General features: G+C 68.0%; 19 protein-coding genes. 10 read left to right on the top strand and 9 right to left on the bottom strand.

Going from position 1 to position 16,336, the window contains the following annotated elements; translation table 11 throughout:
• From ACLJPX_RS21170 to ACLJPX_RS21155, 4 genes are all read left to right on the top strand, one after another.
• Positions 1-1,311 (top strand): protein kinase domain-containing protein, encoded by a 1,311-nt coding sequence (locus ACLJPX_RS21170; RefSeq protein ID WP_410601602.1) that lies wholly within the window; start codon positions 1-3, stop codon positions 1,309-1,311.
• Positions 1,308-3,284, top strand: a complete 1,977-nt coding sequence (gene pknB / locus ACLJPX_RS21165; RefSeq protein ID WP_410601601.1) for a Stk1 family PASTA domain-containing Ser/Thr kinase — start codon at positions 1,308-1,310, stop codon at positions 3,282-3,284. Before ACLJPX_RS21170 ends, pknB begins: the two co-directional genes overlap by 4 nt.
• A gap of 91 nt (positions 3,285-3,375) precedes the next feature.
• Positions 3,376-3,648: a type II toxin-antitoxin system Phd/YefM family antitoxin gene (locus ACLJPX_RS21160; RefSeq protein WP_410601600.1), complete on the top strand. Its 273-nt coding sequence runs from the start codon at positions 3,376-3,378 to the stop codon at positions 3,646-3,648.
• Positions 3,645-4,061 (top strand): type II toxin-antitoxin system VapC family toxin, encoded by a 417-nt coding sequence (locus ACLJPX_RS21155; protein WP_101611616.1) that lies wholly within the window; start codon positions 3,645-3,647, stop codon positions 4,059-4,061. Before ACLJPX_RS21160 ends, ACLJPX_RS21155 begins: the two co-directional genes overlap by 4 nt.
• Positions 4,062-4,068: 7 nt before the next feature.
• Here ACLJPX_RS21155 and ACLJPX_RS21150 read toward each other — a convergent pair whose 3' ends face one another.
• From ACLJPX_RS21150 to ACLJPX_RS21140, 3 genes are read right to left on the bottom strand one after another with little or no spacing between them, the layout of a single operon-like run.
• The gene (locus tag ACLJPX_RS21150; protein ID WP_410601599.1) at positions 4,069-4,713 is read right to left on the bottom strand and encodes a hypothetical protein; all 645 of its coding nucleotides are present in this window, start codon (positions 4,711-4,713) and stop codon (positions 4,069-4,071) included.
• Positions 4,701-5,513, bottom strand: coding sequence for an ATP-binding cassette domain-containing protein (locus ACLJPX_RS21145; protein WP_410601598.1), 813 nt, complete (start codon positions 5,511-5,513; stop codon positions 4,701-4,703). Before ACLJPX_RS21145 ends, ACLJPX_RS21150 begins: the two co-directional genes overlap by 13 nt.
• Positions 5,510-6,154, bottom strand: coding sequence for an aminodeoxychorismate/anthranilate synthase component II (locus tag ACLJPX_RS21140; protein WP_410601597.1), 645 nt, complete (start codon positions 6,152-6,154; stop codon positions 5,510-5,512). Before ACLJPX_RS21140 ends, ACLJPX_RS21145 begins: the two co-directional genes overlap by 4 nt.
• Positions 6,155-6,265: 111 nt before the next feature.
• Here ACLJPX_RS21140 and ACLJPX_RS21135 point away from each other — a divergent pair, with 111 nt between their 5' ends.
• Positions 6,266-7,585, top strand: coding sequence for a pyridine nucleotide-disulfide oxidoreductase (locus ACLJPX_RS21135; protein WP_410601918.1), 1,320 nt, complete (start codon positions 6,266-6,268; stop codon positions 7,583-7,585).
• A 342-nt stretch (positions 7,586-7,927) separates the two neighbouring features.
• On the opposite strand, the gene ACLJPX_RS21130 is transcribed toward ACLJPX_RS21135, so the two are convergent.
• Together ACLJPX_RS21130 and ACLJPX_RS21125 are read right to left on the bottom strand one after the other, a co-directional pair.
• Positions 7,928-8,581, bottom strand: coding sequence for a response regulator (locus tag ACLJPX_RS21130; protein WP_101611612.1), 654 nt, complete (start codon positions 8,579-8,581; stop codon positions 7,928-7,930).
• The gene (locus ACLJPX_RS21125; protein WP_410601596.1) at positions 8,521-10,371 is read right to left on the bottom strand and encodes a histidine kinase; all 1,851 of its coding nucleotides are present in this window, start codon (positions 10,369-10,371) and stop codon (positions 8,521-8,523) included. The genes ACLJPX_RS21130 and ACLJPX_RS21125 overlap by 61 nt, the downstream gene beginning before the upstream one ends.
• A gap of 132 nt (positions 10,372-10,503) precedes the next feature.
• On the opposite strand from ACLJPX_RS21125, the gene ACLJPX_RS21120 reads away from it, so the two are divergent.
• The 3 genes from ACLJPX_RS21120 to ACLJPX_RS21110 all read left to right on the top strand — a co-directional run bounded on the left by ACLJPX_RS21120 (position 10,504) and on the right by ACLJPX_RS21110 (position 12,467).
• Positions 10,504-11,214: an ABC transporter ATP-binding protein gene (locus ACLJPX_RS21120; RefSeq protein WP_410601595.1), complete on the top strand. Its 711-nt coding sequence runs from the start codon at positions 10,504-10,506 to the stop codon at positions 11,212-11,214.
• Positions 11,215-11,228: 14 nt separating this feature from the next.
• Positions 11,229-11,963: an ABC transporter permease gene (locus ACLJPX_RS21115; protein ID WP_410601594.1), complete on the top strand. Its 735-nt coding sequence runs from the start codon at positions 11,229-11,231 to the stop codon at positions 11,961-11,963.
• Positions 11,964-12,074: 111 nt separating this feature from the next.
• Positions 12,075-12,467, top strand: a complete 393-nt coding sequence (locus ACLJPX_RS21110) for an SCO5389 family protein (protein WP_410601593.1) — start codon at positions 12,075-12,077, stop codon at positions 12,465-12,467.
• On the opposite strand, the gene ACLJPX_RS21105 is transcribed toward ACLJPX_RS21110, so the two are convergent.
• The 3 genes from ACLJPX_RS21105 to ACLJPX_RS21095 form a co-directional block, all read right to left on the bottom strand.
• Positions 12,464-13,447 (bottom strand): LLM class flavin-dependent oxidoreductase, encoded by a 984-nt coding sequence (locus tag ACLJPX_RS21105; RefSeq protein WP_410601592.1) that lies wholly within the window; start codon positions 13,445-13,447, stop codon positions 12,464-12,466. The genes ACLJPX_RS21110 and ACLJPX_RS21105 overlap by 4 nt on opposite strands.
• A gap of 208 nt (positions 13,448-13,655) precedes the next feature.
• Positions 13,656-13,811: a hypothetical protein gene (locus tag ACLJPX_RS21100; RefSeq protein WP_101611606.1), complete on the bottom strand. Its 156-nt coding sequence runs from the start codon at positions 13,809-13,811 to the stop codon at positions 13,656-13,658.
• Positions 13,811-14,734: a class E sortase gene (locus ACLJPX_RS21095; protein WP_101611605.1), complete on the bottom strand. Its 924-nt coding sequence runs from the start codon at positions 14,732-14,734 to the stop codon at positions 13,811-13,813. The genes ACLJPX_RS21100 and ACLJPX_RS21095 overlap by 1 nt, the downstream gene beginning before the upstream one ends.
• A gap of 343 nt (positions 14,735-15,077) precedes the next feature.
• Here ACLJPX_RS21095 and crgA point away from each other — a divergent pair, with 343 nt between their 5' ends.
• On the top strand, positions 15,078-15,344 hold the full coding sequence (crgA, locus tag ACLJPX_RS21090; protein ID WP_101613637.1) for a cell division protein CrgA: 267 nt from the start codon (positions 15,078-15,080) through the stop codon (positions 15,342-15,344).
• 118 nt (positions 15,345-15,462) lie between these two features.
• Positions 15,463-15,840 carry a PH domain-containing protein gene (locus tag ACLJPX_RS21085; RefSeq protein WP_410601917.1) on the top strand — a complete coding sequence of 126 codons (378 nt, stop codon included), beginning with the start codon at positions 15,463-15,465 and terminating at the stop codon, positions 15,838-15,840.
• Here ACLJPX_RS21085 and ACLJPX_RS21080 read toward each other — a convergent pair.
• On the bottom strand, positions 15,825-16,313 hold the full coding sequence (locus ACLJPX_RS21080; RefSeq protein WP_101613636.1) for a hypothetical protein: 489 nt from the start codon (positions 16,311-16,313) through the stop codon (positions 15,825-15,827). The two genes, ACLJPX_RS21085 and ACLJPX_RS21080, sit on opposite strands and share 16 nt — an antisense overlap.
• Positions 16,314-16,336: the final 23 nt, after the last annotated feature.

Raw genomic sequence — 16,336 nt, 5'->3', positions numbered from 1 at the left:
ATGCTGTCCTCGGGTCAGCTGCTGGCCGACCGGTACAAGCTGACGAACCGGATCGCCGTCGGCGGGATGGGCGAGGTCTGGCAGGCCAGCGACACGCGGCTGGACCGGACGGTCGCGGTCAAGATCCTCAAGGCGGAGCTGTCCGGCGACGCCGAGTTCCTGCACCGCTTCCGGACCGAGGCCCGGATGACGGCGTCGCTGAACCACCCCGGCATCGCCGCGGTGCACGACTACGGCGAGACGGTCGCGGACGAGCTGTCGATCGCGTACCTGGTGATGGAACTGGTCGAAGGCGATCCGCTGGCCGCGATCATCACCCGCGAGGGACGGCTGAACGCCGAGCGCACCCTGGACATCCTGGAGCAGGCCGGTAACGCGCTGCAGGCCGCGCACGAAACCGGTCTCGTGCACCGCGACGTCAAACCGGGCAACATCATGGTCACCCCGGCCGGGCAGGTGAAGATCACCGACTTCGGTGTCGCGAAGGCCGCCGACGCCGCCCCGGTGACCAGGTCCGGCATGGTCATGGGCACCGCCCACTACATCGCCCCCGAGCAGGCACTCGGGCACAACGCCGAACCGGCGAGCGACGTCTACTCGCTGGCCGTCTGCGGCTACGAATGCCTGACCGGGCACCGGCCGTTCCTTTCGGAGAACGCGGTGACGGTCGCGATGATGCACATCCGCGACCTCCCGCCGCCGCTGCCGCCGGACGTGCCCCCGGGCACCCGCGCGGTCATCGAAGCGACCCTGATCAAGGATCCGAGACAGCGGTACAACAGCGGCGGCGAGTTCGCGGCCGCGGTGGCCGCGATCCGCGCCGGCCTGCCGCTGCCCACGCCGTCGGGCCTGGTCAACGTGGCTTACGCTGCGGGCCAGCCGCCCGTGATGCCGCAGCAGGGGCCGCTCGGTCCGCACTCGCCGCCGAATCCGATGGTGGCGGTCGGACCGGCGTCGCATCCGGCGATGCACCCGGTCACCGGCCCGCCCCCGATGGCGGTCCGCCGTCTGCCCGGCAAGCGGCCACAATGGGGCTGGTGGGTGCTGCTCGCGGTGATCCTGATCGCAGTACTGGTGGCAGGAGCCTTCCTCATCGTGAGACTGGTCGGTTCGGGCAACGGACAGCAGTCTGGCGGCGTGGACACGAGTGAACAGGCACCGGCTCCGGGTAAGAAGTCTGTAGGTCCTTCACCGACATCCGCGTACCCCGCGGGGCCGACGGAGGGCGGCACCGAGGAGTCGGCCGGGCAGGCGAATCCAGGAATGATGAGCAGCAAACCTTGGACGGAATGGAACGGCACGCAGAGATGAGCACACCAAGACTGCTCAGCAACCGCTACGAGCTGGGAGACACGCTCGGCTACGGAGGCATGTCCGAGGTCCATCACGGCCACGACGTGCGCCTGGGCCGGGAGGTGGCGATCAAGATCCTGCGCGCCGACCTGGCGCGGGATCCCCAGTTCCAAGAACGTTTCCGTCGTGAGGCACAGAACGCGGCGGCACTGAACCACCCGGCGATCGTCGCCGTCTACGACACCGGCGAGACGAACACCGAGTTCGGCACGCTGCCCTACATCGTCATGGAGTTCGTCGAGGGACGGACTCTGCGGGACATCGTCAAGACCGAAGGCCCGATGTCGCAGAAGCGGGCGATGGAGGTCATGGCCGACGTCTGCGCGGCGCTGGACTTCTCGCACCGGCACGGCATCGTGCACCGCGACGTCAAACCGGCGAACGTGATGATCACGAAGAACGGCGCCGTCAAGGTGATGGACTTCGGCATCGCGCGCGCCATGCACGACGGGCAGTCCGCGATGACGCAGACCGCCGCGGTGATCGGCACGGCGCAGTACCTCTCGCCGGAGCAGGCTCGAGGTGAGTCCGTCGACGCGCGTTCCGACGTCTACGCCGCGGGCTGTGTGCTGTACGAACTCATCACCGGCGAGCCGCCCTTCACCGGCGACTCCCCCGTGGCGGTGGCGTACCAGCACGTCCGGGAAGACCCGAACCCGCCGTCGTCGGTGAACCCGGCCGTGGCGCCGGAGCTCGACGCCGTCGTGCTCAAGGCGCTCGCGAAGGGCCCGGCGAACCGCTACCAGTCGTCGGCGGAGATGCGTTCGGACCTGGTCCGCACGCTGTCCGGCCAGCGGCCCGCCGCGCCGATGGTGATGTCGGAGGACGAGCGCACCCAGGTCATGGACTCCGACCGCCGGGCGCCGCAGCGCTACGACCAGTACGAGGAAGAGGACGAAGACCCGGCCGCGAAGAAGAAGCGCCGCGCCTGGTTGATCGCCGGCCTCGTCGTCTCGCTGGCGGCGGTGGTGCTGCTGATCATGTGGCTGTCCAACGCCTTCAGCAGCACCGGCGCGGAGAGCAAGGCGATCCCGAAGGTCATGGGTCAGTCCGAGGCTTCGGCGAAGGACACTCTCCGGGGCGCGGGGTTCAACTCGTTCGAGCAGACCAAGAAGATCCCCTGCACCGGTGCGCCAGCGAACGGCCTGCCCGCCTGCGACGAGAACGACATCGACAAGGTCATCGCGATCAGCCCGAACGAGGGTCAGGTGACGCCGACCACGGAGAAGATCACGCTGACCGTCGGCGCGAAACCGGGCAAGGTCAAGACGCCGGACCTCAAGGGCAAGTCCCAGAGCGAGGCCGAGACTGCGCTGACCAGCGCGGGGCTGCTGCTCGGGGTGACCACCGAGCAGGAGACCGACGAGCCGAACAACGCGGGCAAGGTCCTTTCGCAGAACCCGGGCGCGCAGGCGGATGTCGACCAGGGCTCCAAGGTCGACATCACGGTCGGGAAGTCCAAGGAACTGAAGACGGTCCCGAACTTCAAGGGCAAGACGAAGTCCGAGGCCGACGCCGGGCTGAGGCAGGCCGGGTTCACGCCGAGTTTCAAGACCGCCAACTCCAGCGAGCCCAAGGACACCGTCATCGAGCAGACCCCGAACGGCGGAAAGCTCGCTGTCGGCGGTGTGGTCACGGTGACCGTGTCGGACGGCAGCCAGGAGACCTTCGACATGCCGAACCTGAAGGGCATGACGGAGGAGCAGGCCACCCGCCAGTTGCAGCAGCTGGGCTGGAGCGGCCAGATCAACACGCAGGCCGACAAGAACGGCGACCGGGACGACGCGGGCAAGGTCAGCAAGACCAACCCGCAGGCCGGTGCGAAGGTCGCGAAGAACGCGCCGATCACGCTGTTCATCGTCGAAGGCGACGAGACGCCGACAACGTCGAGTTCTCGTAACCTGCCGGGCTTCCCGGGCGGCGGACAGTAGGACAGATCGAGAAAAGGGCCCCGCACGGTTTCGTGCGGGGCCCTTTTCATGCCATCGTCGCCATGTCGCTACGAAGCGCTACACTAAAGGAATGGCCCGGCGGATCACTCAACGCGAACTGCGCAACGACACGCCGAACATCATGCGTGCCGTCGAAGAAGGGGACAGCTTTGTTCTCACGCGCAACGGCACGCCAGTCGCGGATATCGTGCCGCACAGTCAGAAGCCGACCTTCGTTCCGTTCGGCGAACTGATCGAGCTTCTCGGCGATCTTCCACCGGAGGATCCTGAACAGTTCTTCGCGGACGTCGATCGCGCGGCGGATCCTGACCCGCACCGCGGCCCGGGAGAGTCGGAGCAGTGACAGAAGCGGTTCTGCTCGACACTTCGGCTGTCATCGCCTTGCCTCGTCCCGATGAACTCGCGCTCGACGCTCCCGCGGCCATCAGCTCGATCACCTTGGCGGAGCTGGCCGCCGGGGTGCACGGCGCGGCCCGGCCCCGCGACAGGGCCTCTCGTCTGGTCCGTCTCCAACGAGTGGAAGCACGGATGATCTGCCTCCCGTTCACGCCGGAGGCCGCTCGCATGTACGGCCAGCTTTACGCCATGGTGCTCGACGGCGGCAGACAGCCGCGCGGACGGCGGATGGATCTCCTCATCGCGTCGGTCGCAGCGATCCATCGAATTCCTCTGGTCACCCGAAACGGCCCCGATTTCACCGACCTGGCGCCGTTGGTCAAGGTGATCGCCCTCCCCGCGCAGTCGGCCACGGACTGAAGCGGCATCAGGCGTTGCGGCGAAGCAGGTAGCCGACGGCCGTCGCGCTCAAGAACAACGCGGCGAAAGCCGCCACCACGGCCACCGTGAACGGACCGGCCACTGGCTGTTGCGAGGTCAAGGCGCGCAGGAGCGGATTGGCCAGCGGCAGCCACTTGACCAGGAGCACGGCCGCGAGGGCGAAGATCGCGGCCAGCACGGACCAGCCGACGCGCGGGATCAGCAGCCGCGAACAGGGCAGGCCGATCGCGATCCCGAACAGCGCGCACAACGCGTGGACCGCGGCACCGAGAGCGAAGGTGCCGATCGTGAAGCCGCCGGTCCGGAGGCCGGACCACAGCACCGTCACGAGGATCAGCACGACGGCACAGCAGAAGACCGCCAGCGCGGCGCCGCCGAGGACCGATCGCCAGCGCCGGGCGTGGCTGAAGGTCACCAGCCGCTGGACCGGATCCTCGACGTCGAGCATCGCGATCGTCAGCCAGCACGAAACCACCAGGAGCGAACCCGCGCTGATCCCGTACTGCGGCAGCAGCGGCGACTTCGGATCGGTGTAGAGCACGGTGTTGACCGCGAGGTAGGCGAGGATCGCGGGGAGATAGCGCTGGGAATGGCCGAGCAGCGCGAGGTAGTAGCGCGTCATGGCGAGCACGGCGCCACCTCCCGGACCGAAAAGCCGCGGTTGAGCGCGCGCAGCAGGACGGCGTCCGCGTGCCCGGCTTCGACCGTCAGGACGACTCTTTCGCCCTCGGTCACGGCCTGGCTGACACCAGGTTCCGACGACCAGTCGCCGCCGGGTCCGTGGAGGACGATCCTGGTCGCGTTTTCGGCCTTCGCCGCGGATTCGACGCGGGTCAGGAGGCCGGCGTCCATCCGGTGGACGTCGTCGGCGTGGGCGTGCACGGCGGCGGCCCGGTGGTCGGTGAAGACCACGCTCGCGCCGCGCTCTTTGGTCTCGGCGACTATTTCGCCGAGCACCGTGTGGGCTTCGACGTCGAGGCCGGACCAGGGCTCGTCGAGGATCAGAAGCTCCGGCCGGACCAGGACGGCTTGGGCGAGGCCGACCTTTTGGGCGTTGCCCTTCGACAGGGTCCGCAAGGGCGCGTCCGGCCCGCCGACCAGCGCGAGCCTGTCCAGCAAAGGGTCGATGGCCGACAAGTCGACAAGGCCGTCGATGCGGGCCATGTGCCGCAGGTAGGCCCTGGCGCTCATCCGCTGCCCCGCCGGGAAGCGGTCCGGCAGGTAGCCGACACGGGGGCTGCCGACGACGGTTCCCGAGGTTTCGCGGGAAAGTGCCGCGAGGATCCTGAGCAACGTCGACTTCCCCGAGCCGTTCGAGCCGAGGATGCCGATGACACGGCCTGCCGGGACGTCGAGGTCGACGTCGACGAGTACGGGTTCGCCGCGGCCGTAGCGCTTACCGACTCCTTCGAGCCGGATCAGCGAGGTCACGCAGCAGCGGCCTTCTGCAGCGCACGGGTCGCCTGTTCGAGTTCTTCGACCGTGGCGTCGGGGACCGGGTGCCCGGCGGACGCCATCCAGTTCGCCAGCATCCGGTGCCCGCCCTGCGTGAGCACGGACTCGGGGTGGAACTGGACGCCTTCGAGCGGCAGCTCGCGGTGCCGCATGCCCATCACGACACCGGACTCGGTGCGGCCTGTGATCTCGAACACGGCGTCGTCGATCGTTTCGGGCAAAACGGTCAGCGAGTGGTACCGCGTGGCGGTGAATTCACCGGGCAGTCCGGCGAGTACTCCGTCGCCCGAATGGTGGACTTGACTGGTCTTTCCGTGCAGCAGTTCGGGGGCGCGATCGACGGTGGCGCCGAAGACGACACCCAAGGCCTGGTGGCCGAGGCAGACGCCGAGCATCGGGATGCGCTCGTCGGCGCATTTGCGGACGACGTCCATGCTCTGACCAGCACGTTCCGGGGTTCCGGGGCCGGGAGAGACGAGGACCGCGTCGAACTCGCCGAGCTTGTCGATCTCCACCACGTCGTTACGCCAGACGGTGCAGTCGGCGCCGAGCTGGGCCAGGTACTGGACCAGGTTGTAGACAAAACTGTCGTAATTGTCGACGACGAGCACGCGCATGCGTCCAGCTTAGCGGCTCCCAGCAGGTGGACCGTACGCCAGATCACAATGATTGTTAGGGCAACCTAACTTACCGTGGTAGGGGTGAGCCGTTCTCTTCGTGTAGCCATCGTGGGTGCCGGTCCGGCCGGCATCTACGCCGCCGACATCCTCGACAAGTCCGACGCCGACGTGACGATCGACCTGTTCGAGCGCATGCCGGCGCCGTTCGGGCTGATTCGGTACGGCGTCGCGCCCGACCACCCCCGGATCAAGGGCATCGTCACCGCCCTGCACAAGGTCCTCGACAAGCCGAACATCCGCTTGCTGGGCAACGTCGACTACGGGACCGACCTCAAGCTCGACGATCTGCGCCAGTTCTACGACGCGGTGATCTTCTCGACCGGCGCCATGGCCGACCGCGGGCTCGACATCCCCGGGATCGACCTCGACGGCAGCTACGGCGCCGCCGACTTCGTTTCCTGGTACGACGGGCACCCGGACGTGCCGCGCACCTGGCCGCTGAACGCGACCTCGGTCGCCGTTCTCGGTGTCGGCAACGTGGCGCTCGACGTGGCCCGGATCCTCGCGAAGACCGCTGACGAGCTGCTCAGCACCGACATCCCGGACAACGTCTACCAGGGCTTGAAGGCCAGCCCGGTCACCGACGTGCACGTGTTCGGGCGTCGTGGCCCGGCTCAGGCGAAGTTCACGCCGCTCGAGCTCCGCGAGCTGGACCACTCGCCGAACGTCGAGGTCATCGTGAACCCGGAGGACATCGAGTTCGACGAGGGCAGCATCACCGCGCTGCGGGCGTCGAAGCAGATCGACATGGTCGTGAAGACGCTGCAGGAGTGGGCGATCCGCGACCAGGGTGACCGGCCGAAGCGGCTGCACCTGCACTTCCTGCACTCGCCGTGCGAGATCGTCGGCGAGGACGGCCGGGTGACCGGCCTGCGGACCGAGCGCACCGAACTGACCGGTGACGGCAACGTGCGCGGCACCGGCGAATTCCACGACTGGGACGTCCAGGCCGTCTACCGCGCGGTGGGCTACCTGTCGTCGCACCTGCCGGAAATCCCGTTCGACCACACCACCGGGACCGTGCCGAACCAGGCGGGCCGGGTGCTGGACATCGACGAGGACCAGGTGCCGGGCGTCTACGTGACCGGCTGGATCAAGCGTGGCCCCGTCGGCCTCATCGGCCACACCAAGGGCGACGCGGCCGAGACGATCGCGAGCCTGCTGGCCGACGCCGACAACCTGACGGCCCCGGCCATCGACGATCCCGACGCGATCCTCGGCTTCCTCGCCGAGCGCGGCGTTCCCTTCACCACCTGGGAAGGCTGGGGCAAACTCGACGCCCACGAAAAGTCCCTCGGCGTCCCGCACGGCCGCGAACGCGTCAAGGTCGTGGAACGCGACGAAATGACCCATATTTCCCGCTCTTAACTCACCTACCCAGCCCCCCACCCGTCCCAGGGGGCGGCCCCGAACCCAGTCTACCGGCTGGAACCGGGAAAAGGGCTGGTCAGACGGGGTTGTCCACAGCCGGGAAGGGTTGTGGACAACTGTCGGGCAAGTCATGAAGGGCCTCACCGAGCGTGGGGTCCTTCATGGCGTTTCGGGGTGGGTGTGCGAGCGGACTGTGTGGATTTTGGTGCGTTGGACGACCAGAAATCCACACAGTGCCGCGTGAACGGTCGAATCAGGGTGGGTGTGTGGAAATAGGGACACTCAACGTCCCTATTTCCACACACCCACCCTGAGCCCGCGGACCGACAGCCCGCCGGGTCAGGAACCCAGGTACGCCAGGACCGCGAGCACCCGGCGGTTCGTGTCGTCCGAAGCGACAATGCCGAGCTTCGCGAAGATGTTCGCGGTGTGCTTCCCCACCGCACCCTCGCTGAAGTGCAGCCGCCCGGCGATGGCGGCGTTGGAACAGCCCTCGGCCATCAATCCGAGCACTTCGCGTTCGCGCGGGGTCAGGGCCGCCAGCGGGTCGGAGGCGTTGCCCGCCACCAGTTTCGCGATCACCTCGGGATCCATCGCGGTCCCGCCGCCCGCCACTCGCCGCACCGCGTCGATGAACTGGTCGGCGTTGAAGACCCGGTCCTTCAGCAGATAGCCGATCGCGCCGGCGCCGTCGGCCAGCAGTTCACGCGCGTAGAGCTGCTCGACATGTTGCGACAGCACGAGAATCGGCAAACCGGGGATGTCACGCCGCACCGCCAACGAGACCTGCAAGCCTTCGTCGGTGAGCGTCGGCGGCATCCGGACGTCCACGACCGAGACGTCCGGCCGGTGCGCCCGCAGCGCCCGCTCCAGTTCCGGTCCGGTCCCGACCGCCTCGACGACGTCGAAACCGTGCGCGGTCAGCAAATGCGTCAATCCGTCCCGGAGGAGGTACTGGTCCTCGGCGACGACGCATCGGGGTCGAGCTGACACGGGATCTCCAGGGTCGCCTTCGTCGGCCCGCCGGGCGGGCTGGTCAGAGCAAAAGTACCGTCGAAGGCGCCCAGCCTGCGCTCGATCCCGCGGATCCCGCTGCCCCGTGCCGCGTTCGCGCCGCCTTTCCCGTCGTCGGCCACCTCGATCCGCAGCACACCGTCGTCGTAACCGAGCTCGATCGACACTTTCCGCGCTTCACCGTGCTTCGCCGCGTTGCCCAGCAACTCGCTGACCGCGAAGTACGCGCACGCCTCCGCGGGCTGTTCGAGCCGAGGCAGCAGACCGCTCACGGAAGCCCGCAGTGGACTGTCCAGCGCCATCGCCCGCACCGCGTCGCCGAGACCGCGCTCGGACAACACCGGCGGGTGAATCCCCCGCACCAGCAGCCGCACCTCCGTCAACGTTTCGGACGACGTCTGCCGCAACTCGGCGGCGAGCCGTTTCGCGGCGGCCGGATCGGTGTCGATCAGCGCCTCGACCGCACCCAGCTTCATCCCCATCGCGACCAGCCGCGACTGGACCCCGTCGTGCAGATCCCGTTCGATACGCCGCATCTCGGCGGCCTGCGCCACCGACGCGTCCGTCCGCGTCTGCTTAAGCCGCTCGACACGTTGTTCCAGCCTCGAAGCTTCCGTCGGCCCCAGAAGCAGCTTCGCGAAGCGGGCCTCCTGACGCGCCAGCCACGGTGTCGCGATCAGGCCCACCACGAAAGCCGCCACCGCGACCGGCGTCAGCGCGAGCGCCTGCCAGTGCGTGGTCGCTTCGGGCAACCCGATCATCGAGAACCACTGCGTGGTCGACCAGGAGGTGTCCGTCCACTGGGCGATCGGCCGCCACACCCACAGTGCCAGGAAACCCATGAACCCGAAGAGCACCAGAGCGGCCGTCGGCAGCATCATCAGCAACAGGACGACGGAGTTGACCACCGCGCCCGCCAGGTCACGCCAGGTCGCCCTGTCCCGCATCACCCAGCGCAACCGGTCCAGCCGCGCGGGCCACCACGGCGTGTCGTACAGCTGCCGCCGGTACTGGTACATCCCGTCCGGCCGCGGGACGGGGAACGGCGGCTCCGGCAGATACGGGCGGTCGATCCGCACACCGGTCCAGTTCCTGGCCTCACGGCGCAGTGTGTCGGTCACCGTCCGGCCCGCGATCACCAGCGTGGGGAACGCCGGCGCCGGCCCGATCAGCACGAGCATCGTCGGGACGAACATCCCGAGCTGCGCGACCGAAAGCCCGAAGAGGCCCATCTGGTGGCCCAGCGCCTTGAGATGCCGCCTGAGCCAGCCTTCGCCGCTCTGAGACGCGCGAGGTCCGAGCCACCATCGGGTCCAGTGGCCGTACACCCGCAGCGCGCGCGGTCCGGTCAGCAGCACGGCAGGCACGAGCAGCAGACCCGCGAACGGATTCCACAGCTGCCAGCCCAGGTCGCGGCCGGTCGCCGGATCGTCGGAGATCCACTCGAACCGTTTGGTCCACTTGATGAACCAAGACCGCTTGAACAGGCTGTTCCCTTCGCGGTACCAGCCATCTCGCTCGCGTTCCGGCTCCGGCGGAGCGGGCCGATAGGGCGGCTCGACCTCGATACCGCACCAGCGTCCGGACAGCCGCCGGGTGAGCGCGGCGCGCGGACGCATTCCCTCCAGGGCCAGCGTGTACGCGAAGACCAGCCCCAGGCAGAGCAGGCAGAAACCCACCAGTTCGACGAGGAGGTCCAGCCAGCTCACCAAGGCGAGCCCCGCGAGCACGAGGCCGCGGCGCACCGAGGTGAGGTACTTGCGAATCATGCGAGAAGTCTCGCTCACGGGCAGGCCCGGACGCAGTGGCCACAGCGCCACGACCGGGGTGGGTCCAGCCCCACCCCGGTCGTGGTCTCAGCGCCATTCTGGCCAGACCCCTTGCGCCATAACGTTTTTCGCATGCCACTCATCGAAGTCACCAACCTCCGCAAGACGTACGGGGAGCACGTCGCGGTCGACGACGTTTCGTTCCACGTGGAACAGGGCGAGATCTTCGGGATCCTCGGGACCAACGGCGCGGGCAAGACCACCACCGTCGAATGCCTCCAGGGACTGCGGACGCCGGACTCCGGCAGCATCTCGGTCCTCGGCCTCGACCCCGGCAAGGACCACGCCACCCTCCGGCAGCGCCTCGGCTCCCAGCTCCAGGAAAGCCGCCTGCCGGAAAAGCTCAAGGTCCAGGAGGCGCTCGACCTCTACGCGTCCTTCTACGCGAACCCCGCCGACACCGGTGACCTGCTCGCGAAGCTCGGGCTCACCGACCAGCGGAACAAGTACTTCGGCAAGCTTTCCGGCGGGCAGAAGCAGCGCGTCTCGATCGCGCTCGCGCTGGTCGGCCGCCCCGAGGTCGCCGTCCTCGACGAGCTGACCACCGGACTCGACCCCCACGCCCGCCGCGACACCTGGAAGCTCGTCGAGAGCGTGCGCGACGCCGGCGTCACCGTCCTGCTCGTCACGCACTTCATGGACGAGGCCGAACGCCTTTGCGACCGCCTCGCGGTCTTCGACGCCGGGCGTGTGGTCGCCACCGGCACCCCCGCGGACCTCCGCGACCGCACCGGAAAAACCTCGTTGGACGACGCTTTCGTGACCCTGACCGGCCGCGACTGAAAGGGAGAAGGACAGTGAACACGCTCACCAAGATCACTTTCACCGAAACGAAACTGGCGCTGCGGTCACCGATCTGGGTCCTCTCGGGGCTGCTGTCGCCGACCGTGCTGTTGCTCGGTCTGGGCGCCATCCCGGCCTTGCGGACGGAGAGCGAGAAGACACCGGGCATGCGATTCATCGACGCCTGGGTGCCCTCGCTGGTGGTGCTCACCATCGCCCTGATGGGCCTGCAGGCGATCCCGGCCTTGATCGCGACCTATCGCGAACAAGGCATCCTCCGCCGCTTCGCCACCACGCCGGTGCGTCCGGCGAAACTGCTGGTGGCCCAGCTGATCATCAACGTCTCCGTCACGATCGCCGGGGTCGGCCTGATGATCGTGCTCGGCTCCGCCGTCTTCGACGTCCCCGGGCCGCGGCATCCGCTCGGCTTCCTGCTCGCGTTCGCCCTCGGCACGACGGCGATCTTCGGTTTCGGGCTGATCGCCGCGTCGGTCGCCAAGACCGGCCGCGCGGCGGGCGGGATCGCGATGATCGCCTACATCCCGATCATGTTCCTCGGCGGTGTCTACCTGCCGCGTCCGTTGTTGCCGGAGGTCGTCCAGAACATCGGCGCGTACGTCCCGCCGGGCGTCAAGGCCATGGAGGACGCCTGGACCGGCGCCGGCGCCCAGCCGCTGCAACTCGCCGTCTTGGCGGCTTTCGCGGTGGGCAGTTGTGTCCTGGCGGCGAAGCTTTTTCGCTGGGAGTGACGACGGCTTCCGCCAAAGTGGTGATGATGATCGTTTTCTCTTGTGGGCCGAGCCGCAGGTGAGTAGTCAGGAAGACGGCCCACGTTCACCTGCGTCTCTCTCGGAGGTTCGATGTCTCTGGATGTATCGCCCGCGCTGCTTGAGAAGGCCGAGCGCGGGGAGGTCTCCGACGCCGAATTCGTCGCCTGCGTCCGGGAATCCCTGCCGTACGCCTGGACCGTGATCACCGGTGTCATCGCGGAGGCCGAGGGCGCGGCAGACGGGTTCGCCGACAACGAGACGCCGCCGCCGAGCGAAGCCGAACGCGGTCAGCTGCTGCGGGCGCTGGCCTCGGACGCCATCCGCGGCGGACTGGAACGGCACTTCGGCGTGAAGCTGGCGTTCCAGAACTGCCACCGGGTCGCCGTGTTCAAAAGGTCCCAAGTGGACAGTGACCGGTACCGCGCGTTCGTTTCGGTGCGCGGCCAGCTGCTGAACCAGAGCCCGGAACTCCGCGACTGCTAACCGTTCCGCAGCGCGGGTAGTACCTCTTCCCCGATCCGCGCGATGTTCTCGAGTGTTCCCTCCGGCGTACCGGACGCTTCCACCATCATGATCACGTGGGAGACCCCGGTACGCCGGATGCTCGTTCCCAGCCGGTCGACGCAGTACTCCACACCGCCGATCGGATGCATCTCGCACAACCGGTCGGTGTAGGAAACAGGGTCTTTCTCCAGCCCCCGCCGTCCGTCGAGGTACACGTGGCCGGCGAACCCCTCCTTCAACGAGCCCGGCAACGCCGACCGCACGACGTCCAGCGCGTCGTCCCCCACCTGGCACATCACCGTCGAGACATGTCCGGCGGCGGGATCCCCGTACGCGGCAAGGGTTTCGATCTTGCCTTCGTCGTCGGTGTGCAGGCCGAGCAGCATCGGCAGGCCGCGGTCGGCGGCGAGCCGGACCGAGCTCGATCCGGCGTCGCCACAGGCCACGACCAGGCGCGGAGCGCGCTGTGGCCGCGGCACCATCGGCACTTCACGGAACGCGAAGTGGTCGCTGTCGGCCGAGACGGTCTCCGAAGTCATCGCGGCGAGCAGCAGATCGAGGCTCTCCTCGAACCCCTTTTCGTAGCGGGACGCCCCGGTGCCGAACACCTCGAGGTCCTGCCACGGGCCGCCACGTCCGACGCCGATCCGCAGCCGTCCGCCGGAAACCGCGTCGAGCAGCGACCACTGCTCCGCGAGCGCCACCGGATGCGCGACCGACAGCACGCTCACCGCGGTGCCGACCGCGATCCGCTCGGTGCGGCCGAGCACGTGCGCGGCGAGGGTGATCGCGGACGGGCAGACGCCGTAGGGCATGAAGTGGTGCTCGGCGAACCAGACGTCGTCGAACCCGGCCTGCTCGGCGGCGACGGCGGCGTCGACCGACCTGCGCAGGACGTCGGCGTCCTGCTGCCCGGGGAACCGGCCGGAGACGAGGAAGACGCCGAACCGCACCGCCATCGACCTCCGCCCCAGCCTGCTGAACACAACTCAAACCCAGCCCAACGGTCTCCCAAAGGGCGCCCCGCGCCCGACGGAGACTTCACCGTCGAGCGCCCTCTCTTGGGCCGAAGGCCCACGGAAATCTTTTGCAGGGCGCCTTCACGCCTCCGAGAGCCACCTACGGTCGTGCGCCCTGCGAAATATTTCCGTCAGCGCTCGACAGACATCACTGGACGCTCACTTCGTTGAACCAGAGCCGTGGCTCCAGCCACGGGAAAACAACGAACATCAGCAGCGCCACAATCCCGAGCGCCAGCACGACCGCCATGGTCAGCTTCGCCGCGAAGGGGCCTGGCAGCTTGCGCCAGATCCAGCCGTACATCAGCGCGCCTCCGAGATCTTGGGCAGCAGTTCGGCGTAGGTGCCCACCTGGTTCTTCGGCACCTGCTGGGCCAGCACCGAGTGGATGATGAGCCGCTCGCGCGCCGAGAACTTCGGGTGACACGTCGTCAGCGTGAGCAGCGAGACCTGATCGGCCTTCGGCAGGATCTCCGGATCCTTGTACGGCACCGGGTTCACCGTGTCGCCCTTGGTCGGGAACACGATGCGGCGGCCGTTGGTCTCGCCGTAGGCGCCGCCGTCGACGGCGTTCGGGTTACGCAGCGTCCCGACGTTCTTGCACTTCGGGTCGGCGCCCTTGCCCGCGGCCCAGCCCTCGACCTCGTCCTTGTAGGGCAGCACCTTGTAGATGTAGAAGTCGGTCTGCGTCTCGATGATGATCTGATCGCACGAGGTGAGGTTGTCCAGATCGTTGAACGGCGCGCCCTTGCCGACCCGGTGGCCGGCGATGGCGAAGTTGCCCGGCTCGCCCGGCAGCGCGGTGCCCTTGTAGTGGCCCGGCCCGACCTCGAGCGCGGCCTCGGTGGTGCCTTCCTGGATGGTGAAGTTGAAGTCGGCGCCGAAGACCGGGATGTGGATCCTGGCGAACGCCTTCCCGTCGACCAGATCCGGATGCAGCTGCCGGTCCTTCGACCAGTCGCCGTCCAGCTCCGAACTCGCCTCCGACTGCTTGCCCGCGGAGAAGAGGTCCGTCACGTAGACCTCGTAGACCATGAACAGCAGCACCACCAGCCCGGCGGTGATGAGAAGCTCTCCGACGGTCCGGACGGCGACCCCGCCCTTGCCCAGTTCCCGTGGCGGGCGTTCCTCGGTCGCGACACCACCGCCGACCGGTTCGAAGATCACGGTCTCCTCGGTCGACCCCGGCGGCGGCACGGGACGACGGCGCGGCGGAGGCCCGTCCATCCGGCGTCGCGGCGGTGGCCCGTCCGGTGACCTGCCCTCTTGCGGCCTCCGGTGCGGCACCGGACGGCCTTCACCGGGTGGTCGTTCGGAGTACCGCCGACGGTCCCCGCCCGGCTCTTCCCGCTCAGCCACGCAAAGCTCCTCAGTCTCGAACCAAGCCGCAGTGTCGAACCAGCACAGTGTCGAACCGTGTGTGACACCATTGTCACAGTGCGGGAAATCGACCGGTCCCGGACGGTGCCCAGCGGCGCTCGTTTACGTTAACGTGTGCACGTGGCGCTGGTTGCGCACCCGAAAGCGGGTCATCGCCACCAGGGAAGCCGAACAGTACGCGAGGAACACGATGCCTAAGTCCAAGGTCCGCAAGAAGACGGCGTACACCCCGCCGACCGACCGCCGCACGCCGGTGAAGGTCAAGGCCGCTGGCCCGTCGAACCTGTTCTACAAGATCGTGATGTTCGGTCTCATGCTGGTCGGCCTGATGTGGCTGGTCGTCAACTACATCGCGGGCGACAAGATCCCCTTCATGGCGGATCTGGGCAACACGAACTTCGCGATCGGCTTTGTGCTGATGATCGCCGGGCTGCTCATGACGATGCGGTGGCGGTGAGCATTACCCCGGTTGGCGGCTTGACGCCGAATTACACCGGTGTGACTCATCCCCAGTGTGGATAACCCCTGTGGATAACTACCCCACCTCGTGGGCGCCGCAGCAGAACGTTGTGGTAGTGGCCTGGGCGATCACCCTGTTGTTGCTGGCAGGCGTGGCGTGGCTGGCCATCGGCGGCGACGTCGGCGGCACCGTCCTGACAGGGGTCGCGATGCTCTCCGTGGGCGCGCTGGCGCTGCACGGGACCCTGCTCCGGCCCCGGCTGGCCGCGGGTCCCGACGGAATCCTGGCCAGGACCGTCGGCGGCGCGCACCGCTACTCGTGGACCGAGGCCCGGCTCCGGCTGCGCACGACGCGCCGTCTCGGCCGGGACAGTCTGACCCTCGAGGTCGAATCCGGCGAACACCTGCTGGTGTTCGGCCGGATCGACCTCGGCGAGGACCCCAGGGACGTCCTGGACGTCCTCACCGCCCTCAAGGGTCAGGCGTTGTCGTAGTAGTGGACGTCGCCGTTCGGGCCGTGTGACCAGCCCGGAACGGCCGGTCCGACAGCGGGCGGCGCGTACTCCCCGAAGATCTCGTACGGCGACGCCGGCGAGCAGATCGGGTTGATCTTCACGACGCAGGTCCGCAAAGACCCGCTGAACTTCGCTTTGACGTGCCGCGGCCGCTGGTCTTCCACCACCGCCTGACCGGCGGTGACCTCCCAGCCGCTCGCCGCGCCCGGCCCCGTCGTGCCGACGGTCTGTGTCGCCACCGACGAAGTGACGCCGGGATCGCCGAAGCAGATTTTCAACGCCGCATCGACGTAGGCGACACGCAGCGTGATCGCGCTGCCCGAGCCGAGGAAATAGCGTTTGGTGTAGGTCTGGCAGGTTTCCGCGGCCTCGCCTGCTTGCGCGACCGAGGGCACCAGTGCCGAAGCCAGCGCGGCGACGGCGGTGATCAGGACTGCCTTGCGAATCTTCATCTCAACCCCCACGGTGATGATGT

Origin of the sequence: Amycolatopsis sp. lyj-90, from assembly GCF_046549035.1 — a bacterium.
Lineage (GTDB): Bacteria > Actinomycetota > Actinomycetes > Mycobacteriales > Pseudonocardiaceae > Amycolatopsis.
The sequence above is the reverse complement of the archived record's forward strand: the minus strand, read 5'-3'. Positions and strand labels throughout refer to the sequence as shown.